20 protein-coding genes are annotated in these 22,347 nt (G+C 56.3%); 9 read left to right on the top strand and 11 right to left on the bottom strand.

Going from position 1 to position 22,347, the window contains the following annotated elements; translation table 11 throughout:
• Positions 1–23: 23 nt before the first annotated feature.
• From CVV65_RS11450 to CVV65_RS11440, 3 genes are read left to right on the top strand one after another with little or no spacing between them, the layout of a single operon-like run.
• Positions 24–929 carry a decaprenyl-phosphate phosphoribosyltransferase gene (locus CVV65_RS11450; RefSeq protein WP_157935497.1) on the top strand — a complete coding sequence of 302 codons (906 nt, stop codon included), beginning with the start codon at positions 24–26 and terminating at the stop codon, positions 927–929.
• Positions 930–944: 15 nt separating this feature from the next.
• A complete protein-coding gene (locus CVV65_RS11445) occupies positions 945–1,292 on the top strand; it encodes a histidine triad nucleotide-binding protein (protein ID WP_100668244.1) in 348 nt (115 codons plus the stop codon).
• A gap of 46 nt (positions 1,293–1,338) precedes the next feature.
• A complete protein-coding gene (locus tag CVV65_RS11440; protein WP_157935496.1) occupies positions 1,339–2,385 on the top strand; it encodes a CaiB/BaiF CoA transferase family protein in 1,047 nt (348 codons plus the stop codon).
• Between the two features lie 29 nt (positions 2,386–2,414).
• On the opposite strand, the gene CVV65_RS11435 is transcribed toward CVV65_RS11440, so the two are convergent.
• Together CVV65_RS11435 and ppx are read right to left on the bottom strand one after the other, a co-directional pair.
• On the bottom strand, positions 2,415–4,520 hold the full coding sequence (locus CVV65_RS11435) for an RNA degradosome polyphosphate kinase (protein ID WP_133121294.1): 2,106 nt from the start codon (positions 4,518–4,520) through the stop codon (positions 2,415–2,417).
• Entirely contained in the window at positions 4,492–6,039 is a 1,548-nt protein-coding gene (gene ppx, locus CVV65_RS11430) for an exopolyphosphatase (RefSeq protein WP_198592008.1), read from the bottom strand. The genes CVV65_RS11435 and ppx overlap by 29 nt, the downstream gene beginning before the upstream one ends.
• 274 nt (positions 6,040–6,313) lie before the next feature.
• Here ppx and CVV65_RS11425 point away from each other — a divergent pair, with 274 nt between their 5' ends.
• From CVV65_RS11425 to CVV65_RS11410, 4 genes are all read left to right on the top strand, one after another.
• Positions 6,314–7,564 (top strand): saccharopine dehydrogenase family protein, encoded by a 1,251-nt coding sequence (locus CVV65_RS11425; protein ID WP_100668241.1) that lies wholly within the window; start codon positions 6,314–6,316, stop codon positions 7,562–7,564.
• Positions 7,565–7,619: 55 nt separating this feature from the next.
• The gene (locus CVV65_RS11420) at positions 7,620–9,071 is read left to right on the top strand and encodes an APC family permease (RefSeq protein WP_157935495.1); all 1,452 of its coding nucleotides are present in this window, start codon (positions 7,620–7,622) and stop codon (positions 9,069–9,071) included.
• Positions 9,072–9,159: 88 nt separating this feature from the next.
• On the top strand, positions 9,160–10,566 hold the full coding sequence (locus CVV65_RS11415) for an NAD(P)/FAD-dependent oxidoreductase (protein WP_100668239.1): 1,407 nt from the start codon (positions 9,160–9,162) through the stop codon (positions 10,564–10,566).
• Between the two features lie 35 nt (positions 10,567–10,601).
• Complete coding sequence (locus tag CVV65_RS11410; protein ID WP_232796600.1) at positions 10,602–11,951, top strand: aminotransferase class III-fold pyridoxal phosphate-dependent enzyme; 1,350 nt, start codon at positions 10,602–10,604, stop codon at positions 11,949–11,951.
• Between the two features lie 160 nt (positions 11,952–12,111).
• On the opposite strand, the gene CVV65_RS11405 is transcribed toward CVV65_RS11410, so the two are convergent.
• From CVV65_RS11405 to CVV65_RS11385, 5 genes are all read right to left on the bottom strand, one after another.
• Positions 12,112–12,816, bottom strand: a complete 705-nt coding sequence (locus tag CVV65_RS11405; protein ID WP_100668237.1) for an ABC transporter ATP-binding protein — start codon at positions 12,814–12,816, stop codon at positions 12,112–12,114.
• Positions 12,803–13,558 (bottom strand): ABC transporter ATP-binding protein, encoded by a 756-nt coding sequence (locus CVV65_RS11400; RefSeq protein WP_100668236.1) that lies wholly within the window; start codon positions 13,556–13,558, stop codon positions 12,803–12,805. The genes CVV65_RS11405 and CVV65_RS11400 overlap by 14 nt, the downstream gene beginning before the upstream one ends.
• 11 nt (positions 13,559–13,569) lie before the next feature.
• Positions 13,570–14,553: a branched-chain amino acid ABC transporter permease gene (locus tag CVV65_RS11395; protein WP_100668235.1), complete on the bottom strand. Its 984-nt coding sequence runs from the start codon at positions 14,551–14,553 to the stop codon at positions 13,570–13,572.
• Positions 14,550–15,419 (bottom strand): branched-chain amino acid ABC transporter permease, encoded by an 870-nt coding sequence (locus tag CVV65_RS11390; protein WP_100668234.1) that lies wholly within the window; start codon positions 15,417–15,419, stop codon positions 14,550–14,552. The genes CVV65_RS11395 and CVV65_RS11390 overlap by 4 nt, the downstream gene beginning before the upstream one ends.
• An 89-nt stretch (positions 15,420–15,508) precedes the next feature.
• Entirely contained in the window at positions 15,509–16,756 is a 1,248-nt protein-coding gene (locus CVV65_RS11385; RefSeq protein WP_232796599.1) for an ABC transporter substrate-binding protein, read from the bottom strand.
• Positions 16,757–16,967: 211 nt separating this feature from the next.
• Between CVV65_RS11385 and CVV65_RS11380 the strand changes: the two genes are divergently transcribed.
• Together CVV65_RS11380 and CVV65_RS11375 are read left to right on the top strand one after the other, a co-directional pair.
• Positions 16,968–17,711 (top strand): IclR family transcriptional regulator, encoded by a 744-nt coding sequence (locus CVV65_RS11380; protein WP_100668233.1) that lies wholly within the window; start codon positions 16,968–16,970, stop codon positions 17,709–17,711.
• 26 nt (positions 17,712–17,737) lie between these two features.
• Positions 17,738–18,046 (top strand): helix-turn-helix domain-containing protein, encoded by a 309-nt coding sequence (locus CVV65_RS11375; RefSeq protein ID WP_157935494.1) that lies wholly within the window; start codon positions 17,738–17,740, stop codon positions 18,044–18,046.
• 81 nt (positions 18,047–18,127) lie between these two features.
• Here CVV65_RS11375 and CVV65_RS11370 read toward each other — a convergent pair whose 3' ends face one another.
• The 4 genes from CVV65_RS11370 to CVV65_RS11355 all read right to left on the bottom strand — a co-directional run bounded on the left by CVV65_RS11370 (position 18,128) and on the right by CVV65_RS11355 (position 22,136).
• Positions 18,128–19,306, bottom strand: coding sequence for a 4-hydroxybenzoate 3-monooxygenase (locus CVV65_RS11370; RefSeq protein WP_100668231.1), 1,179 nt, complete (start codon positions 19,304–19,306; stop codon positions 18,128–18,130).
• Between the two features lie 158 nt (positions 19,307–19,464).
• On the bottom strand, positions 19,465–20,400 hold the full coding sequence (locus tag CVV65_RS11365) for an amidohydrolase family protein (protein ID WP_232796598.1): 936 nt from the start codon (positions 20,398–20,400) through the stop codon (positions 19,465–19,467).
• Between the two features lie 25 nt (positions 20,401–20,425).
• Positions 20,426–21,235 (bottom strand): DODA-type extradiol aromatic ring-opening family dioxygenase, encoded by an 810-nt coding sequence (locus tag CVV65_RS11360; protein WP_100668229.1) that lies wholly within the window; start codon positions 21,233–21,235, stop codon positions 20,426–20,428.
• Between the two features lie 154 nt (positions 21,236–21,389).
• Positions 21,390–22,136: an IclR family transcriptional regulator gene (locus CVV65_RS11355; RefSeq protein ID WP_133121293.1), complete on the bottom strand. Its 747-nt coding sequence runs from the start codon at positions 22,134–22,136 to the stop codon at positions 21,390–21,392.
• Between the last annotated feature and the right edge of the window lie 211 nt (positions 22,137–22,347).

Below are 22,347 nucleotides of genomic sequence, written 5' to 3'. Positions count from 1 at the left end.
TTGAAGAGACCGGGGGGAACATCGTGGAACGGGATACGCACCGCCGAGCGATTTCGGCTATGGGGAGCGATTTATGGACACTGATGCGCCCCCGTCAATGGATGAAAAACGTCTTTGTCTTGGCGCCGGTATTTTTTGCCGGCAAGATTGGCAACTGGGGTTCCCTGTGGGCCACGGTGGCGGCCACGGTGGCATTCTGTCTCATGAGCAGTGCCGTGTACGTGGTCAACGATTTCATGGACATGGACAGGGATCGGGCTCACCCGAAAAAAAAGCACCGCCCTTTGGCGTCCGGCCGGGTGTCCCCGGGGCCGGCGGTGGTTTTGGCTGCCGCCCTCTTTGTGGTGGCCGAGTGGTTGGGCTGGGTAGCGGACACGGGCGCTGGAGTTCCGACGGTGCTGCTGATCTACGGGTTGATGAATTTACTGTACAGCACTGTCTTGAAACATTATGCCATCGTCGACGTGTTAATCATCGCCTTCGGGTTTGTCCTCCGGGTGGTGGCCGGGGCGTTTGCTGCCGAAGTGCCGCCGAGTCCGTGGCTTTTGCTCACGACCTTCCTGTTGGCCTCCGTGCTGGGCCTTTGTAAACGCCGGGCGGAACTGGCCGCCCTGGAGGATCAAGCGGCGGTCCATAGGGCCAATCTCGGCGTGTACACGGTGGATCTCCTCAACCAGCTGATTTCGATCTCGACAGCCGCCACCATTATGACGTACGCCATGTACACCTTCAGTGGACCTCAAGGTCCCAGAGCGATGGTGACCGTTCCCTTTGTCATGTACGGTCTCTTTCGCTATCTCTACTTGGTCAATCAGAAAAATGAAGGGGAGAATCCCGATCAGATTGTGGTGCGAGACACCCCCTTTGTGATCAACGGCCTCCTGTGGGTGGGGGCGAGTTTTGCCGTCGTCTATTGGCCGTGGCTCTAAAAGGAGTGAGCGCTCATGGCGGCTGATTGCATTTTTTGCCGCATTGTCCAAGGCGAATCCCCTGCACGCAGGGTATACGAGAACGCGCATGTTGTCGCCTTTCACGATATCGCCCCCCAGGCCCCGGTCCACGTCCTGGTGATTCCCCGCCGCCATCTTGCATCGGTATTGGAGCTCGGCGAGGAGGAGGTGGAGATCCTGAAGGGGATCCAAGGGGCGATCCGCCGGGTGGCGGAGGAGACGGGCGTGGCCAGAACCGGATTTCGGGTGGTTACCAATTGCGGGCGGGACGGCCATCAAACGGTGTTTCATCTCCATTATCACATCCTGGGCGGCAGGCGGCTCGGTTGGCCGCCGGGTTAAATCGGACGCCGGTGTCGGGGATTCAAAAACGAGGAGGCTGGGACACGTGGATGGGACAAAACCGTTAGCCGGATTAAGGATCGTTGATTTTTCTCGACTTCTCCCCGGTCCCTTTGGAACTTGGCGACTGGCGCAACTCGGGGCCGAGGTGCTCAAGGTGGAGGATGTACGGGGCGGCGATCCCATGCGGTTGTTCGGACCGCCCTACGATGCGGTCAATCGCGGGAAACAAAGCGTCGCCCTGGACCTCCGTGAGGAAACGGGCCGTCGCCAAGCGCTTGCCTTGATTCGGGCCGCAGACGTGTGCATCGAGAGTTATCGCCCCGGAGTGATGAAGGCGATGGGGCTGGACGAACCGTCGGTTCGGCCGCTCAATCCCCGGCTCATCTACTGTTCAGTGACCGGCTACGGGCAGGAAGGCCCCTGGGCTGACCTGGCCGGCCATGATATTAACTACTTGTCCGTCACCGGGGTGACGGCGGTGACCGGCGTTGCCATCGGCGATGAGGAGCACCTGGCAGTCCCGGGGATTACTGTGGCCGACTATGCCGGCGGGGTGGCGGTGGTAGAGGCGGTGCTCGCCGCCCTGTGGCGCCGGGAACGCACCGGGCAGGGGGCTTACCTCGACGTTGCGATGCAGGACATGCTTTTGTCCTTTCAAGCGGTGAATGGAGCCTTGGCCCGGGCCGGTGTGCCCACGGGTCCGGAGAAACAAGAGCTCAATGGCGGAGTGGTCTGCTACCATCTATACCGGGCTAAGGATGGCTGGGTTTCCCTGGGTGCCCTGGAACAAAAGTTTTGGGATCGATTCTGTCAAGGTGTGGGTCGGCCACAGTGGCGAGACAAAAGCCGGTCTCCCGCGTGTTCTGAGAATCCGGTGTACCGGGAGATGGTTGAATTATTTCGATCCCGGCCCCGGGATGAGTGGGCGACCCTTGGTGAACAGTGGGACTGCTGTTTGATGCCGGTTCTCACCGTTCCCGAGGTGGTCGAACGGTTTTCCGACCACCCCGCGTTTCGTCCGGGCAAGGGTCCGGCTCTGGGAGAACACACGTGGCCGTGGGTTCGAGAGGCCTTGGCGTCGGCAGACTGAGCGAAGATGTGCCTGAGCAGTTCTGCCGGTCAAATTCTCGGGTAGATATTTCGCCGATGGGTGGCCAGGGCTGTTTCATAAAGCCGCTCCTGGCTGTTCAGGGGCTCCTCCTCTTCCCCGGGGGTTATGCGCACATACGTGCCGTCCGACAACAATTGACGCCGCTTCACGTTGTCGGCCAATTGGGTTTCCAGGATTCCGATCACCCGGCGCTTGAGCCTCGGATTGAGCACCGGAAACAATGTCTCCACCCGGCGTTCCAGATTGCGGGTCATCCAATCGGCACTGGATATCCACACCTTTTCCCGGCGCCCGGCGCGAAAACAGTATGCCCGCCCGTGTTCCAGAAAGCGGCCGACAATGCTGTGGACGCGGATGTTTTCGCTCACTCCGGGTATCCCGGGCCTCAGGCAGCAAATGCCGCGAATGATCAGATCGATCTGGACACCGGCGCATGATGCCCGGTACAGCGCTTGAATCATTTCTTTGTCCGTCAGCGCGTTCATCTTCGCGAGAATGCGTCCGGGCTGTTCCGGGGTGGAGTGAGCGATCACTTCTTCGATCTGCTCAACAAAGGCCTCCTCTAGCCCCCAAGGCGCCACTCGAAGGTGATGCAGCTCGGGCAGGGAGGAGTAGCCGGAGAGCTGATTGAAAATCGAAGAAACATCTTCGCCGATCAGTTCGTTGGCGGTGAAAAGGCCGAAGTCGGTGTACAGGCGAGCCGTATTTTCATTGTAATTCCCGGTGCCGAGGTGGACGTAGCGCCGGAGCCGGTCTTTCTCCCGGCGCACCACCAGGATCATTTTGGCGTGGGTTTTCAGCCCCACCAGGCCGTAGATGACGTGACAGCCGGCCTTCTCCAATTTTTTTGCCCACACGATATTTTTTTCTTCGTCAAATCTCGCCCGGAGTTCCACCAAAACGGTGACTTGCTTGCCGTTTTCCGCCGCTTCGGCCAGGGCCGCCACGATGGGGGAATCGCCCCCGACCCGGTACAGGGTTTGCTTGATGGCCAAAACCTGGGGATCCTGGGCGGCCTGGCGCACGAAATGCACCACGGGTTCAAAGGACTCATAGGGGTGATACAAGAGGATATCCCGCTTGCGGATGGCCTCGAAGATATCCTGCTCCCCCCGAAGATCCATCGGGAGGATCGGGGGGTAATCCACAAAACGGAAGGCTTCGAACCCGTCTTGGTTGACAAACCGAAACAGGAAGGTCAAATCCAGAGGTCCTTCCAATTCGAATACTTCCTGGGGGCTGACCTCCTCCCACTCTTCCAGTACCTCCCGCAGGTAGGGGTGCATGTCCCGCTCCACTTCAATCCGAACCGCATCTGCCGTCTTGCGCTTCTTGAGTTCTTTTTCGATCTCCTCGAGGAGATCTTCCGCCGCATCCTCGTTTAAGGTTAAATCGGCGTTTCGAGTGATCCGGAAAGGGCTCGCCGACAGGATGTGTTTCCCCCGAAACAGATCCTGCAGGTGCATGCGAATGACTTCTTCAAGCAAGATATAAGTCAGCTTGCCACCTTCCGCCGGCAACTCAATGAACCGGGGCAATACGCTGGGGACCTGGACGAAGGCAAACAGATAGGGCTCTTTTTCAGGATCCTCCGATTCGATGAGCACCGCCAGGTTCAGGCTTCGGTTGAGGAGCATCGGGAACGGCCGGCTGGCGTCCACCGCCATGGGCGTCAACACCGGGTAAATCATTCGGTCGAAAAGATCTGAGATGTAGGCTTTTTGTTCCCGGTTCAACTGCTTCGCCCCGATGAACGAGATCCCTGCCTCTTCCAGCAAAGGGACGAGCACTTCCCGCCAGGCGTGCATCTGGTTGCGCATGAAGTCCCGACTGCGCCGCAGGGCCGCGTCCCACTGCTCCATGGCGGACATCTTCGTTTTGTTGTCGGGCACGTTGCTTCCCGTCTTGATCTGCTCTTTGAGCCCGGCGATGCGCACCATAAAGAATTCATCCAGATTGGAGCTGGTGATCGCCAGGAACCTCAAGCGTTCAAACAGTGGGTTGCTGCTGTCCAGGGCTTCCTCCAACACCCGCTCGTTAAAAGACAACCAACTCAGTTCTCGATTGATGTAATAGGCCGGGTTCTCAAATTCTTGCGGCGCGGTCAAGATCATCGACCTCCAACCGTATCTCTCGCTGAAAAACCTTTCGACATTTCTTGGTCCATTCCAAAGCCAGGTCTAACTCAATTCCCAGCGGCTGTCTCGCCTTTACGATCAGCTTCCAGACCCGGCCATCGGGCTGAAGGTCGAGGCCCGTGACCGCACCCGTTTCCGTGCGATCAAAGGCCCGGACCAGTCGCAAAATCACTCCTAATTGAGCGATGGCCGGGATATCCTCTTCGTCAAAAAATTCCTGATACATAGAAAGGTAAGTTTGAATCTGCTTGGTGCTTTTGAAGGCTGCAATGGCCGCCGCCATGACGCGGTCCCGGTGGCTGACCCCGAAGAGGGGAATCTGAAGGAGCAGGTAAAAGGTGTGTTTACTCGTATTATAGATACTGATGGCTCGCCCGATGTCGTGGAGGAGCGCCGCCACCTGAAGCCAACGCCGATGTTCTTCCGACGCTACCACCAAGCCGTGTTTTACCATGGCCGTCAACAATTGATCCGCCAGTTCCCATACGTGAAAGGCATGGTCCCGGTTCAGGCCAAACTGGTCGTGGACATTTTCAATGCTGTACATCAGCGTGTCCGGAAGCAACTCCTGCCCCCGAATATGCAGAACTTGCTCCATCAATACCCCATCCCGCAACCCTTTATTGCTGATGATGAACCGGGAGGTGCCCACTCGCTTCAGGATCTGATCCAACATCGCCAGCCCCGCCGTGATAATATCCGCCCGGTCGGCGGACAGGCCATTGATGTTCCTGCGTTTGGCGATGGGCATGGAGCGAACCATGTCCAGGATAGCCGTGACCTCTGTGGGCCACATCTCGTATCCGTGCAAAATCAGCAGGGGATAATGCCGCCGGCGCTGATGAATGCGCGCCAAAGATCGGGCGGTCCCCCCCATGCCGATCACCGGGAATCCTAAGCCCGTGAGCCACGGGCGGCGGTCCAGTTCTCGTTGAATGACCCGATCCAAGTTTTTCATGTCCTTCATGGACGGGAGATCACTCCGGAGAAACTCCCGGGTCAAGGAGACCGCGCCGTAGGGAATGGAGTCGGCCCGCACCAGGCGGCGGCCGCGAAAAACGGTGATCTCCGTGCTGCCGCCGCCGATGTCGACGGTGACGCCTTCTTCCATGGCAAGGGAATTCACCACCGCCAGGTATCCGTACCGGGCTTCCTCCTCGCCGCTTACCACCCGGAAAGGGATCCCGGTCGCTTCATAGATCCGCTTGAGCACTTCCTCCCGGTTTACAGCCATGCGAACGGCCTGGGTGGCGATTCCCGTGATGTGGGTCACCCCATACGCCCGGCACAACTGGCAGAATTGCTCCAACACCCGAAGCGCCACCTTGATCCCGGCTTCGTCGATTCGCCCATCGTCCCCCAAGTGGCTGCTGAGGCGAACGGTTTGTTTAAGATTATCGATCTCTTGTTGGGTGCCCTGTGAACTTTGTCGATAGATGACCAAGCGGACGGAGTTGGATCCGAGGTCGACAATGGCTCCGAGTTCGTGGCTCATCCCGATTCCTCCGTTGTATTTCTCAGGGAACCGCCGTGTTTTGTTTCTATTGTACAGCATTCCCGGAGGTCTTTCACCCAGGGGCGATCCGGGTGGCCAAACAGGGTGTCTTCGCGACGCTATCCTACCTCTCCACGTCAGCGGTGCATAAACTTATGCAGCCATAGATACCTGATAAAAACAAAGTAGCGATGGACTCTATAAAATTGCAGGTCTCAATGTGGCATTATTCTTGCAAGTGAAATGTGTATCCTGATTCTGATGGAGGGATAGAATGGTTGTCCCCAAGACAGCCGGTTGGAATGACCGGGTACAACAAAAGCTTCGGCGCATTATGGTGCTGGGAGCGGGAGGTGTTGGCGAGGTCGTCATTAAAGGGTTGCTTCGGCTAAAGGCTGTAGAGCGAATCTGTGTCGCCGATATTGATGAAAAGCGGGCCCGGGAGCTGGTGGACCGGGCTCGGGATCCCCGCCTCGTCCCCTTGCACATGGACGCCGGGAACGTCGCCGCGTTGTCTGCGGCTCTCCGGGAGTGCGGGATCGTGGTTCACGCTGGATTGCCGCGAAACAATCTTCATGTCATGCAAGCCTGTTTGCAAGCTTCTTGCCACTATATCGACATGGCCTCGGATGGGCCGGTGGATATGCCGGGATTGGTGACGATCCAGGACCAACTCGGGTACGACGACTCCTTCAAGACCTCGGGGCTGTTGGCCATCCTTGGCATCGGCAGTGATCCCGGTGTTACAAACATCCTCGCCCGCTACGCCTATGAACGTCTTCAACGAATGGAATCGGTGGTGGTTTACGACGGAGACAACTCCGTCGTCAAGAATCAAGCTTTTGCGATTGCCTTTTCCCCGGAAATCAGTATTGAAGAAAACCTGCAGCCCCCCCTGGTCTACGACCGCGGCCGCTGGGTGACGGGCATTCCCCTGGAGACGGGCATTGAACAATTCGAGTTTCCTTCCCCGGTTGGGACGCTCACCGTCCGCAGCGTCGCCCACGAAGAAGTGCACACCATCCCCCGATTTCTGGGCGACAAAGGGTTGTACCAGTGTGAGTTCAAATACGCCCTCAGTCAGCAATATGTGGATATCCTGAAGGGGCTGCGGCTCATCGGCCTGGATCGGGAGGATCCGGTGCAGGTCGGCGACGTTTCGGTCAGCCCGAGAAAGGTCGTGGCCTCTCTACTGCCCAAACCCGCCTCCCTGGCGGATAGTCTGGAAGGGACGTCCTGTGTCGGGGTGCAGGTCAAGGGACTGGATGACCAGAACCGGCCTGTGGAGATGTTTTTGTATACTATGCAGTCCCACGAATTCAGCCGGAAGGACATGGGGGTCAATGTCACCGTCTTTCAGGCCGGGATTCCCGCAGTGATCGCCGTGGAACTCATGCTGGAAGGGATGCTCGATGTTGCAGGGGTCTATTCGCCAGAACAGTTCGACCCGCAGCCTTGGATCGATCGGTTGCCCCGGTGGGGGATGCCTCTGTACGTCAGAAAAACGGTGACCGAAGCGCTCTGAAGACGCTTCGGTCGCACTGCAGAACTACATCGCTCGATTGAGGAGGGATATTGGAGTGGGTAGCGAGCGAAGCACGAGACTGAAAGCGAACGCCCTCAACTTTTTCGACAACACCGTCATCGGCGTGGCATCCACGGCGCCGGCTTACTCCCTTGCCGCGTCACTGGGCGGGATTGTGGCCGTGGTGGGCTTCATGTCACCGGCCCTGCTGCTGTGGAATTTCGTTCCCATGATCGGGATTGCGTGTGCCTTTTATTATTTGAATAAATACGTCGGGCCTTCAGCGGGAGGCGTTTACAGTTGGGTGAGCACCAGTCTCAACCGTTATTTAGGATACATGTCGGGCTGGGCCATTGCGGCTGCGGGGATTTTGTTCCTCATCTCCGGGTCGGTGCCGGCCGGAACCTATACCTTGGCGTTGATCAATCCGGATCTTTCTGACAACCCTGTACTGGTGTCTTTGGTGTCGGCGGCTTGGTTTATCGTCGTGACCTTTATCGTCGTTCGGGGCATTGAAATTACCGCAAAATTCCAATGGGTCCTGTTGTTAATTGAGTATGTGGTGCTACTGGTTTTTGCCGGTGTGGCACTGTATCGGGTCTACGGGGTCGGGGTGCCCGGGTCGACGCCCATTCATTGGTCCTGGTTTACCTTTCATGGAAGTTTAGCGGATTTTGCCAGTGCCACCACCATCGCCCTGTTCTTCTATTGGGGATTCGATACCATCACGAACCTCGGGGAAGAATCGAAGGATGCCCGAAACAATCCGGGCTGGGCGGGGGTCACCAGTGTGATCGCCCTGTTGATCATTTTCCTCGTGGTCTCCATTTCGGTCCAGGCGTTGATCCCCGAGGAAGAAATTGTCAAACATCAGGACGATATTTTGAGCTATTTCGCAGGTCTATTGGCGCCTCACCCCTGGAGCGATCTGATGATTCTTTCGGTTCTCTCGTCCACGGTGGCGACGCTGGAGACCACCCTCTTGCCTTCGGCCCGGGTGAGCTATGAGATGGCGGTGGACCGGGTGTTACCCGAGGTTTTTGGGAAGGTTCACCCGTCCTGGAAGACCCCGCACATCGGCACCCTCATCATCGCCGCGATTTCCTTCATTGGCATTTTCTCGATTAATCTGTCCTCAAGTGTTGGATCTTTTCTTGAAAATGCCGCCAGCAATGTCGGCATCATGGTGGCTTACTACTATGGCATCAGCGGTGTGACGTCGGCGTGGTTCTTGCGAAAGCGGTTGACGGACTGGAGAATATTAGTGTTTGGCTTTGTTCTCCCGTTGTTGAGTGGCCTGTACCTGGTTGCGGTGGGCATCATTGTACTTTTGGAAAGCGGGTTCAGCAGTTCGCTGCCGGCCCTGGTGGCTTTTGCCCTGGGCTTGCCGGTGATGGCCTATTATGCCTTCAAAAACCGGGCGTGGTTCCGGTCGCCCGAAGTCCCTGCACTGTCGGAGGACGTCTTGGTCGGAGGCGCAAAGGTGGACCAAAGTGGCGATTTATGATTAGCGCCCGGTTCGAAACGAGACACAGCCCGGACTGGGTTCCCAAAGGCAGCGGGTGGAGAGTTTGCGGTCGGGACGGTGATCGAGAATGGATGAGGCGGGAAGGTCAGAATTCGGGCGCAGTTTCTGGCTCGACACCTGCGGGGACGACTGTACTCCTCGTCCGGCTCTTGCTGGCGAGATTCTGACCGACGTTGTCATCGTCGGGGCGGGGTTTACCGGATTGTGGACGGCGCATTACCTCGTCAGCGCCCGACCCGACTGGTCGATCGCCATCTTGGAACGAGAGATTGCCGGATATGGTGCCTCGGGTCGGAATGGCGGGTGGTGTACGCCGGAACTTCCGATAAGTCCCGGGGAAGTGCTCAAGCGGTTCGGGCGGGAGGCCGCCCGGCGCTGGCAGGCGGCGCTGTACGACAGCGTGGGAGAGATTGAAACGGTTCTTGAGGCTGAAGGTATCGATGCACACTTTTATCGAGGGGGCTCTATGATGGTGGCCTTGGGAGCCCACGGCCTTCCCCTTCTTGAGGAGGAGTGGAAAGCTTATCGAAAGCTTGGCGTCGAATCCCACTATGAGTGGTGGGATGGACCCCAAGCCCGGGAACGGGTCAACATCCGAAAACTTTGCGGAGCTCTGTATTGTCGGGACACGGCCGTCCTTCATCCCGGTCGTTTGGTGCGGGGTCTTGCCCGTCGGCTGGAGCGTCGCGGTGTGCGAATTTATGAACGCACGCCGGTTCTCGACATTCGGGCGGGGGACGGTCGGAAGCCTCCGGAGGCGGTGACCAAGGAAGGCCTGGCCCGGGCCCGGGTGGCGCTTGTGGTGGCGACCGAAGGCTATACAACGATGCTCAAACCGTGGCATCGAAGTGTGACGCCGGTTTACTCTTCCATCGTGGTGACGGAGCCGCTGCCGGAATGGGTGTGGAAAGAGATCGGCTGGGCGAACCGAGAGGCGGTGGCGTCGACACGCCTCAGCATCGATTATCTGCAAAAGACCGTGGATGGGCGCATTCTGTTCGGCGGCCGGGGGGAACCGTATCATTTGGGATCGCGGATTCGGCCGGAATACGATCGGAATCCCAAGGTGTTCGCCAAGTTGATGGCCATGGCCCGGGAGTGGTTCCCCGCGCTCCGGGATGCCCGGTTTACCCATGGATGGTCCGGGCCTCTCGGCATGACCCGCGATCAGATCCCGAATGTGTGGTATGACCGGCAAAGTCGGTTGGCCGGAGCCTGGGGGTATGTGGGGGCAGGGGTGGTGGGGGCGAACCTGGCGGCGCGAATTTTGTCCACGCTAATTTGGGGAGAAGAACCGGTTTGGGAGGGGGTTCCCATCGTACAGCACCAATCGGTTCGTTGGGAGCCGGAGCCCTTCAGATGGCTGGGCATTCGTTACGTTCAGCATGGGTTGGAGCGTTTGGACCGCCGGGCGGAGCGAACGGGCAAGGCGCCCCGGGGCACCTCGCTGCCCGAACGGTGGTTTCGCCACTGATGTTTCACCAGTGATGCGTACAGGGGAGGGGTATCATGCGGGCTTCTGCGGAGGAGATTTTGGCCGAATCAAGCCGGATTCTCCGCTTGATTGAAGCGCCGGCGTTGTCCGACGACGAGCGCCGGCAGATCGTTGAGGATTCTGTTACGAATTTTTCCCTATACGTCACCAAAGCGATTCTCGAACATCGAAAATCCTGCTCGTCGGACTATTCGGTGGCGGAGTGGGAGGACGAAGGGGCGGTGTTCCGGGATACCGCCGGCCGGGAGTATATCGATTGTCTCGGCGGATACGGTGTTTATCTGCTGGGACACCGCCATCCCCGGGTGGTGGCGGCGGTGGAGCACCAACTTCACCGTTATGCTTTGCACAGCCAGGAGCTGATCGACCCGCTCCGGGGCTATCTGTCCAAATTGGTGGCGATGATTACCCCCGGGGATCTCCGCCACACCTACCTCGTGAATGCCGGGACCGAGGCCAACGAAATGGCGATCAAGCTGGCCCGGCTGGCCACGGGGAAAACGCACATCATCGCGACCCTAGGGGGATTCCACGGCAAGACGTTAGGTTCTTTGTCGGCCACGGGGAAAGGGCTTTACCGGGAACCCTATCTGCCTCTCGTTCCCGGGTTTCACCATGTTCCTTTCGGGGAAGCCGATGCGGTGGAGGAACGGATCGAGGCGCTTCTTCAGACCGGGGAATCGGTGGCCGCGGTGATCGTCGAGCCGATTCAGGGGGAAGGCGGGATCAACATCCCCCCGGTGGACTACTTGCCGCGATTGCGGGAGATCTGCGACCGCTACGAATGTCTCCTGATCGTGGATGAAGTCCAGACGGGGATGGGCCGAACGGGTCGGATGTTCGGGGTTGACCATTGGGATGTGGTGCCCGATATCATGACTCTGGGCAAGGCGTTTGGCGGCGGGGTGATGCCCATTGCCGCCATGGTCGCTCAGCCGAAGTGGTGGGGGAAGATGGAAGAAAATCCGTTTATTCTCGGATCGTCGACTTTTGGCGGGAACCCGCTGTGCGCCGCCGGTGCCATTGCCGGGATTCATACGATATTGGCCGAGGACATTCCCGGTCAGGCCCGGGCAAAAGGCGAGTATTTTCTCAGGGCGCTAAAGGCAATGCAGCAGCGGACGCCGGATTTGCTCCGGGACGTTCGGGGGATGGGGCTTTTAATCGGCCTCGAATTCATCGACAATGCCAGGGGATTTTCGGTGGCAAAGCGCATGTTTGAGCGGGGCGTGCTCGTGGGCGGCACTTTGAACAATGCCCGGGTGATCCGCATCGAACCTCCGGCGGTTATCCGCGAAGACCAGATCGACAGGGTCCTACAGGCTCTGGAGGATTCTCTGCGGGAAGAAGCGGCGACCATGTGAGAGTGGACACATGATGCCGGGATGAACGGGATTAGTTGCGGACAGTTGTACTTCGGTTCAGTGCGTGAGGGGCATCCGATGGGGTGCCCCTTCGAACGATTCGGGCATGTCTTTGGCCAGCGGTGCTTGAGCCCGGACCGGATTTAAACGGGAAAAAACATTATACACCCAAATATTTATGCCGCACGTCGTCGCTTGTGGCCAACTGCTCGGGGGTGCCTTGCCACACAATGTTCCCTTTGTTCATGATCATGATTTCGTCGGCAGTGCGCAGGGCGAGGTCAAGATTCTGTTCCACCACAAGGATTGCCAAGCCCGTTTGTTTCAGATGTTCAAGAATGTCCCCGATCTGGTCGATCACGACGGGGGCCAAACCCTCGGAAGGTTCATCCATCAGAAGAAGGTGCGGGTTGGTCATCAGTGCCCTAGCGATCGCCAACATCTGCTGTTGTCCTCCGGACAGTTGAGTACCTTGATTTTTCTCTCGCTCCTTTAGGATTGGAAAGAGTTCATAAACTCTTTCCAGATCCCAGTCTTTTGTTCCGGTGAACGGATTTGGGCGTGCGGACATGGTTAGATTTTCACGGATCGTCAAGGACGGGAAAATCCGCCTCCCCTGGGGGACCAAGCCCATGCCCAGTTGAGAGATTCGATGGGCTGGCAAATTCTGAATATCGGTGTCCAGAAACCGAATCCGACCTTGACGGCACCGAAGGAGGCCACAGATGGTGTGAATGGTGGTTGTCTTCCCGGCACCGTTTCGGCCGAGAAGCACGGTGGATTTTCCTGCGGGCACTCGAAAAGACACCCCTTGTAAGATATGGCTCGTCCCGTAATAGGTGTGTACATCTTCAAGCTCCAGCACCGATTTTTGCCCCCCCTCCAAAGTAAATGCGTTTGACCATTTCGTTGCTCCGTATTTCTTCAGGGGTGCCGCTGGCAATCATTTCGCCATGATGCAGGACCGTCAAACGATCGGCAATGGAAAACACAACTTCCATATCGTGCTCAATCACCAGAAGCGCCATGGTTCCTGGGAGGTTTTGAATGAGCGCCACGGTTTCCAACGTTTCGGCGGGTGACATGCCGGAGGTGGGTTCATCCAGCAGCAGGATTCGCGGTCTGGATGCCAGGGCAAGCACGAGTTCCAACAAGCGCTGCTCACCATAGGAAAGGTTGTTCACCCGGATATTCCTCCGGTCGGTGAGCTTCCACCTCCTGAGAAGTTCTTCCGTTTCCTCACGAAGATCTCGATAACGGGACAAAGGCTTGAAAAGTCGAGAGCGATAGGGTTTGGTTGCGGCCACGGCCAGGTGGATGTTCTGTTCGACGGTCAAAGTGCCGAACAGGTTATTCTTCTGAAAAGTTCTTGCCAGCCCGAGATGCACCCGGCGATGGGAAGGGAAGTGAGTGATCTCTTCCCCACCGAGATATATTCGGCCTGCGTCGATACGCTGTGAACCGGTGATGCAGTTGAACAAGGTTGTCTTTCCCGCGCCGTTGGGACCGATGATGACATGGCGTTCACCGGGCTGAACTTCCAGAGATACATCCCGAAGCACCCGAAGGCTCTTGAAAGATTTACTTATTCCTTCAATTGTTAACATATGCTCAACCCCTACTTCCCGTATAGATGGCCTGAAGAGGATTTTTGCAAGGATGCCTCTTTTTGCCTCACAAAGATTTTTGTTCTCGCCAAACCCACCCAGTGTACGATTCCGCCCCGACCGACGAGGACCAGGGTGACGAGCAAGGCCCCCAGAATGATGGGCCATCGTTCGGTGTAGCTGCTGATAAAGTTTTGGAGGATGATGAAGAGGGCCGCTCCCACGGCCGGTCCCATCAGTGTCCCGACCCCGCCGATGATCACCATCATCATGACTTGGCCGGAGAACATCCACCCGGTCAATTCAGGACTCACAAATAGATTGAAGTAGGCGTACAGCGAGCCGGCGAGGCCGGCTATGGCTCCGGCCACGGTATAAGCGAGCACCTTATAAAAACGGACATTGTATCCCAGGGCCGTCATGCGGTTTTCGTTGTCCATGACCCCTTGGACAATCCTGCCCGCCGGGGAGTTCACAAAAACGCGAAGGAATACATACACGATGACCATAGCGACGGCCATCACGGCATAAAGGGCAAGGGGTGAACCCATTTCTCCGAAACCAAAATCGAGCGGTGCCGAGACTTTATGACCGTCCGCCCCGCCGGTCCATGATTTCAGTTGCCATATCAGGGCGAAGATCAACTGTCCGAACGCCACGGTGATCATCAAAAAATAAAAACGAGAGGTCCGGATAAAGATCATTCCGGTCACCCATGCGATAATCCCGGCCAGTACCATGGATAACCCAATCAGAACAATGGTGCTGGGGATTGCCGGTCCCAACAGGGCCACGGTGTACGCACCGATGCCGAAAAAGGCCGCATGCCCCAGAGACACCAGTCCTGCATACCCCATGAGGAGTCCAAGACTCATGGCGAGGATGGCCATGATGTAAACTTCAGTGGCAAGATTCACTCCGTAATCGCCGAGGACCCATGGCAATGCAGCGGTCACCGCAACCAAAACAATGGCGGACAACAATGTTTTTTTCACGGTGCCACCTCTCTTCCGAACAATCCCCTGGGTCGAATCAACAGAATCACGACCATTAACAGAAAAATGACCAGCATTGAAAACGACGGGAACCAGACCTTCCCCAGCGTGTCCATGAGTCCGATGAGGAGTGCTCCAACGAAGGGCCCTTTCCACGATCCAAGTCCGCCCACGGTAACGACGATCAACGAAGTGACCAGAATGTCCCCGTCAAGACCCGTGTACACCCCGATCAGGGGGCCTCCCAACACCCCGCCAAGACCGGCCAATGCGGCACCAAAGGCGAACACACCGGTAAAAACAGCCCCCACATTGATTCCGAGGGCCGTCACCATCGCGCGGTCGTCAACGCCCGCCCGAATAATCGCCCCGATTCGGGTCCGGTTTTCCAACAACCAAAGGATAACGGCCAAAGCCCCTCCCACGGCGACAATGAATAGGCGGTACGCCGGGAAATCCACAGAACCCACGGATATGGAGAAGTCGAGAACACGGGGGACCGGAATCGTCTGAATGTCGGTTCCCCAGATCCATTTTGCCGCGTCCGACAACATGAAGGTCAGACCGAACGTTAAAAGCACCTGTTCCAGTTCCTTCCCGTATACCCGGTGGATCAAAAGGCGTTCAATGACGAGGCCCAGGATCGCCGTGACCCCAACTGACAGTATCAAAGCAAGCCAAAAACCGAGATGTTTCGACACGAGGGTGTAGGCGACATAAGCGCCGATCAAGAAGAATGTGCCGTGTGCGAGATTGACCACGTTCATGACGCCCAGGATAATGGTTAAGCCTGCCGCGATCATGAAGTAGAGCATGCCGTAGGCCAAGCCCGTCAAGATCTGTACGAAGAGAATGGAAAGTGACATGTTTTCCCCCCTTGTGTCGTTTCGCCCGCCGCGTGTTCCGGCTGAGTTGCGGTTCGGGCCTCCGGGGAGTTCCCCGAAGGCCCGCGGTCCTACTGCGCCGCCGGTGACGGGGTTTCTGGCATGGTGACGTTCGGGATCGTTTGACTCACCTGCGGAACAATTTTACCGTCGAGTTTAACGTTTTTTGCCACGTAAAAATTCTCAATCGGATTGTTGGTTTTGGGGTCAATGGTCACCGGCCCTCGGGGACTGTTGAAAGAAATCCCTTTGAGCACTTTTATCAAATCATCGGAACGGGTGCTCCCGGCTTTCGTAATTGCCAGGTCGATGACTTGGGCTGCGTCATAACCGTCGACCGCGAAGATATTGGGCAATTTGTTATATTTTTTCTGATAACTGGTGACAAAGGTTTGATTGACGTTGTTTTCGAGCCAGGGTGTGTACAGGACGCCGGAGATGATCCCCTCTGCCGCGTCACCGGCGGGATCCAGAATCAGATTGTCTCCCAATTCCAGGGTGCCGGTCAGCGGGATTTTTCCTTTAAGACCGAAATCGGCATATTGTTTGACGAATCGAATTCCGTCGCTGCCGGTCTCAAAAGAGTAGACAACATCGGGTTTCGTTTGAGCGATTGTCGTCAGGTAAGTGGCAAAATCGTTCGTGCCGAGTTTCGGGTACAATTCCTTGACCACCTTGCCGCCGGATGCCTCAAAGGCCGCCTTGAAGGCCTGGATCACCTCACGCCCAGCGGGATAATCCGGCGCGATGGTCACGGCGGACTTGCCTATGTTTTGGGCGATGTACTTTGCAACACTGCTCCCGTTTTGCCAATTGGAAAAGGAAACCCGATAGATGTAATCGCTTTTTTGCTTCCAGGACAGGTCATTGGCCGCCGCGTTCGGGTCGATTAAAACGATTTTGTCCTTTTCCACACCGTCTCGAAGCGCGTATGCCACGGCTGAGGAAATCGGTCCGACCAGAATGTCCACCTTGTCGCTGCTCACGAGCTGGCGGTACTTCCGCAGGGCCACTTGGGGATCTTCTTGATCATCCTCGAACTTGATCTCGACTTTCCGGCCCCCCAGCATTCCGTTGTGCTGGTCCAAATATAGCTGAAACCCGTTTCGGATACTCTCCGTGAGTGGGGCGAAAGTACCGGTGGCGGAGAGAATCATGCCAACTTTGAGGGTATCCGAGGAAGAGGCGGACGTGCCTTGCGGTGACTGGGTTCCGGTGGACGTCGTGCCTCCGCAGGCCGTCAGAGCCAGGCTGAGAGCAGAAGCTGCCAACACCGTTTTCCATTTGGAAAAGATAAAGTGTGACCGGGCGAATTTCACTTGTCATCCTCCCTGCTCAATTAGAATCCCATAATTCCATCAGCATAGATTTATGTTAATTTTTAAAGGAAGAGGATCAACCGTATTGTTTCATAATCTGAAAAAGGTTGAAAGGAGATAAGTACTCTGTGATCTATACTTTTGCCAGAAAAAAGTGCGGTGTCGAACAGGACGGACACAGGAGCCTGTGTTTTCGGAGGAGGTGGCACGGATGTTGAGTTCCGTCCGGAATATGGCCCGAGTGTTGCGGAGTTTCCGGCTTGACTGCCCGGAGTTGTCATTGTCGGAGTTATCGAAGCGATTGGAGATTCCGCGATCGACGATGGCGAAATTACTCAACACCATGACGGCGGAGGGAATGTTGGTGCGCAATCCGGCCAACGGAAAGTATTCCCCGGGAGAAAAGATGTTGATGTTGAGTCGAGCGATTCTGTCTCATCAGGCATTGGTAAAAGAGGCCGGTCCATACCTCCGTTCACTGGCGGCGGGCACGGGATTGACGGCGCACCTGGCGTATTATGGCAGTGGAGAAATCGTGTGGACAGCAAAAGTTGCGGGATGGCGGAAGATTGATTTATATTCCAGAATTGGCCGCAGGGTGCCCGCCTATGCCCCCGCATCGGGCAGAGCGATCTTGGCGTTCATGGGTGAGCGGGAAGTGGAACGTGTTTTGAAGCTGAGATGGAAACGCCTGACCCCCCACACGAATGTGTCGAAAGAGAATTTTATCCGGGAACTTAACCAAATTCGCGAGAGGGGTTATGCCATACAGTTTGAGGAGGTGGATATCCGTGTGGCCTCAATTGGCGTTCCGATCCTCACTCCGTTCAATCAGCCGATTGGTGCCGTCAGTTTGGCGTTTCCCGTCACCCATCTGCCTGCGGGCGGTATCGAAAAGCTAGCGGATCTTGTAAAGAGGGCAGCCAAAAACATCGGGATGTTGTCGGTGTCTTGATTTCTCGGCGAAAGGAGGCGGAAATTGTGCAGACTTCCAAGTCCACCCTGGTTACCGTCGGGAATGCATTGCGGTTGTTGAAGCTCTTTTCCCACGAAACCGCCGAAATTGGCGTGAACGAGATGAGCCGTGCCTTGATGTTGGCCAAAAGTACGGTTTCCCGCATGGTCTCCACTCTCGTCCAAGAATCTATATTGGAGAGAAATCCGGAGAACGGGAAATACAGATTGAATCCGTTATTGCTTGAGATCGGACTTATCGCACAGGAACGGTTTGGAAGAGAATCTGCGACGAATCCGCCGGAGGAGGGGCGGCATGAGCGGGGGAGTCCGTGAGGGGCGTCCGGATCCGGGCCCCCTGATTGGAGGGGGGCTGTGTTTCCGTCGAGCCCCCGAGCTCCTTTCTCGGTTCGCCCGTCACCAGTCAATGGGCATTCCCACATAGTTTTCGGCCAAGCTTGTGGCGGCGGCGCGGGACGACACGGTATATTCCAACTGGGCCAGTTGCAGTTTTTTCTCCAGCTGCGACTGTGTCGGGTCGGGATGCAGCATGGTGGTCATAAACCACGAAAAGTGTTCCGCTCTCCACACCCGGCGCAGGCAAGCTTCACTGTAACCATTCAGCCGATCTGTTTTGCCAGTCTCGTAGTACTGGACCAAACCCTGTGATAATTTCAGCACGTCCGCCGCGGCGAGATTTAGCCCCTTTGCGCCGGTGGGTGGGACGGTATGAGCGGCATCACCGGCGATGAACAGGCGCCCATATTGCATGGTCTCGCAAACGAAGCTGCGCATGGCCACGATATTTTTTTGGAAGATGGGCCCGTCGGTCAGTTGAAAACCGTCGGTGGTTTCCACGCGGGCGTGAAGTTCTGTCCAAATTCGGTCGTCGGACCAATTGGACAGGTTATCGTTCGGATCAACTTGGATGTAATAGCGCTGAATCCAGGGAGTTCTTGTGCTGAGCAGTGCGAATCCCCGTTCATGATGGGTGTACACCAACTCCGGTGCCGATACGGGGGCTTCGGTCAGAATCCCCAACCATCCGAATGGATACATTTTTAAATACTCTTTTCGGTTCGGAATGTAAGATCGACTCGGACCATGATATCCGTCGCAACCGGCGATAAAATCGCAGGATATTTCTTGAAACTCGCCAATTTTATCTTGTCGAAAACGGATTTTCGGAGCGGACGTATCGATATTGTGAAGGGTCACATCGCCGACGTTGAAAATGATATGTCCACCGGCCTGAAGCCGCGCGGCAATCAGGTCTTTGAGGACTTCGTGCTGAGCGTAAATGGTCACCCGTTTTCCGTCCGTAAGTTCTTCAATGGGAATTCTGTGCCCCTTGCGATTGAAGCGCAGCTCAATGCCTCCATGAAACGTGCCTTCCCGCATCATGCGTTCCCCGACGCCGGTTTCGCGGAGAAGATCCACCACCCATTGTTCGAGAACACCGGCCTTAATCGTTCCTTCGATCTCTTCTCGGGTCTTGCGCTCGATAACAATTGACTCGATGCCTTCCAGATGCAGAAGATGAGAGAGAAGAAGACCGGCTGGCCCCGCGCCGATAATCCCCACCTGCGTGCGCATGTTATCCTCCCCCCGGTTCAGTGACATATAAGGGATCTTGGAAGATATCCTAGCTTTTTGCTTCTTTTGTGTGAACAGCGTTGTTCCTGTATAGGGGAGTCTTTTTCAAACCATCCTCGCGCCGAGACAATCGGGGCATTCGTGGGCCTGCCGGTCTTTCACCAATCCAGCAGACGCTTGGCTCCCGCATCCCATTCTTCCCCGAGGGGCCGGCTGCTCAGATCAAAAGGAAAGTCTGACCCGGGAACGATTCGGTCTGTACCGGCCACATTTCTCAACAGGGCCAGGGAAGCCGGATGCCACAACACGCTGTCATACCAAAACCGGCGAAGGGACGCCTCCGGAGACTCCTTAAGGTCGGCCGACACGTCCAGCCACTGTTCATATCCCTTTTGGATACGGCCGATCTGATATGGGAGAAAGCCGGCTCCGTGTGCAAGCAACATACGGGTATCCGGATACCGGTGTACAGTGCCGCTGAGGATCAGATCTGTTGCGCAGACCGTGGTTTCCCATGGAACGCCGATCAGATTCGCCATTTTTCTCTGCCGGAGGCGCGGATCGCCGCAAAGGAGCGGGTGAAGAAACACGATGGCTTTCCGCCGATCCGCTTCCTCCCAGAAAGGCCGAAACCGTTCATCACTGAGCAGTTGGCCGTTGACAGTGGTGGCGATGATCACTCCTTTAAGTCCGATGTCCATCGCCTCGGCCAGTACCTGAGCGGCCCGGGCCGGCTGTTGCAGAGGAACCGTTCCCAGGGCGGAGATCCGGTCCGGGTTTGTTCGTGCCAAATCCGCCAAGGCATGGTTGTATTCGCGGGACCATTCCTCAGCCGTCTCGGCCGAAGATTCATATAGAAAAAGTTGAGGGACCGGGGAAATCAAAGAATGGGCGATTCCGGCCCGTGCCTGTTCTTTGAGATAGATCTTCGGATCGTAAAAGGCTCGTTTGAGTTCGAATCCCCATGTGCCGTTCACGATGAGAAACGGGTCGTCCTTGCCCGGAATGCGGCGAAATTCCGCTTGAATGTCACTTAGTTTTTTCAGTCGCTCCAAAACGGTATCGGGTATAAAATGCGTGTGCAGGTCGTACAAGGGCGCTCTCCTTCTCATTGAAAGTCTAGCGGCGGGAGAACACCATGATCGGGTTCCCACTGCCGGATGATTGGGCATAACCCAGGTACTCCGCATGGTACGCAGCGATTTCGCTCAACACGCCGAGAAGGACCGCCACGTGGCGGCCGCCGGACTCCACTTTGGCGGCTTGTGCGAAAGAAGGCAACATTTGGCGAACTTCTTCAAGTTTTTGATCTTGAAGAAGTTCAATGAACTTTTGATCCAGGGCCATTTCCATCGTGGTGGGCCATCGCTCGGGACCGCGGACCAGGTTGTGCGATAAGGCGCCGCTGGCGACGAAAGCGGCGCGGCGACCACTTTTTTTCAGAGTTTGTCCGATCACTTGCCCCCATTGATAACTCTCGTCCAGATCCGCGGACCAACACACGGAAAGCGGGACCACGGCGAGTTCTTCACGGGGGTCGAGGTAGCGAAGGGGTACCACGGTGCCGTAGTCCAACACATAGGCCGGGTCTTCGAAAGAGATCACTGGGATGCCCGCTGCACGACCGGCCTCGGCCAGGGCAATTCCCAAGTCCCTGTCGCCCCGGTACCGGTAAGGGACTTGGGAGATGAGATCGGGGCATTCCTCCGCGGTCAGCAACCCCTCGTGAACGGGGGTGGCATCCACATAATGATCAAAGGTGCTCATCCAATGGCACGAAATCGTGACCAATACGTCAATCTCGGCGTCGGACAGTTGCCCGGATGCCTGGTCCAGCGCGTGAACCAGCGGTTCTTGAAAAGGGGGGACACGGTCGCGATGGCACATCCGGGGTGTGTGGGTGCTCAAAATAGCCAGATCCATACTCATGGTTGCTCCCTCCGCATCGGTGATATGAATTCGACTTTAACTATAGCACCCTGAATCGATGGTTTCTTCAAGCGAATTTCACAAAACGAAACACGGGGGAGCTTTTGTTTTTGCCGCAGATTTCCGACAGTTCCCGGTTTCCATGTGGCCGGGACTATTGCCAGAGGGAAATTTTTTCAGATATCTGAGAGGCGGTTTTTTTGACGAGACGGACTAGGTTATCCGCATTTTCTGTTCGCATTCGGACTTCAGGGCCCGCGAGGCTCACCGCCGCCACAACTTGATCCTGACCATCCCGGATGGGGGCGGCGATGCAATACAACCCAATCTCATATTCTTCGTTGTCGATGGCGTAACCCCGTCGGCGAATGGTCTGCATTTCTTCATAGAATCTTGCGGGGTCGACAATGGTGTTGGGGGTCACGGCCTGCAATTGTTTCGCCGAGATCTGTTGCAGGTGTCGATCCGGCTGAAAAGCCAACTGGGCTTTGCCGAGACCCGTACAATGGGCCGGCATCCGGCCTCCGATCTTGGTTTCGATTCGAATGGCCCGTTGAGAGCGCAACTTGGCCAAATAGTACACCTCGGTTCCTTCCAAAACAGCGAGATGCACCGTTTCCCCGGTTATTTTTACCAGAGACTCCATAAATGGAGATGCGACCTGCAACAATTTTGAAAGCGGAGATACCGAACGCTCCCAGTCGAGGATCTTTGAGCCCAGTCGATATTTTTTTGCGGGGGTTTGAACGAGAACTTTGTGTTCACACAGGGATTTCACAATGTGATGAACAGTGCTCTTGTTCATGTTCAGTTGTACAGTCAGCTCCGAAATCCCCAACTCCGTCTTTTCCGGGGTAAAACAGTTCAAAATGTTGACGACATGATCGACGGATTTGATCATGGAGTTACCTCCCACATGTTCAATCGGCTTGTCGAAAGAGAGAATGTTTTCAATGGGCAGACTGAACCCCACGGTTACCCCTTCTTAAATTATTAACTCAATGGGCCTCAATTTCAAGTGGAATGTGCGATTGGACAAATCCATGCCATGTGTCAAGATTGTCGTTTCACGTCGGTCGAGGTTGGAGTATAGCGACAAATCAATGCACCTC

Origin of the sequence: Kyrpidia spormannii, from assembly GCF_002804065.1 — a bacterium.
Lineage (GTDB): Bacteria > Bacillota > Bacilli > Kyrpidiales > Kyrpidiaceae > Kyrpidia > Kyrpidia spormannii.
This window is presented reverse-complemented; position numbering and strand designations above follow the sequence as displayed.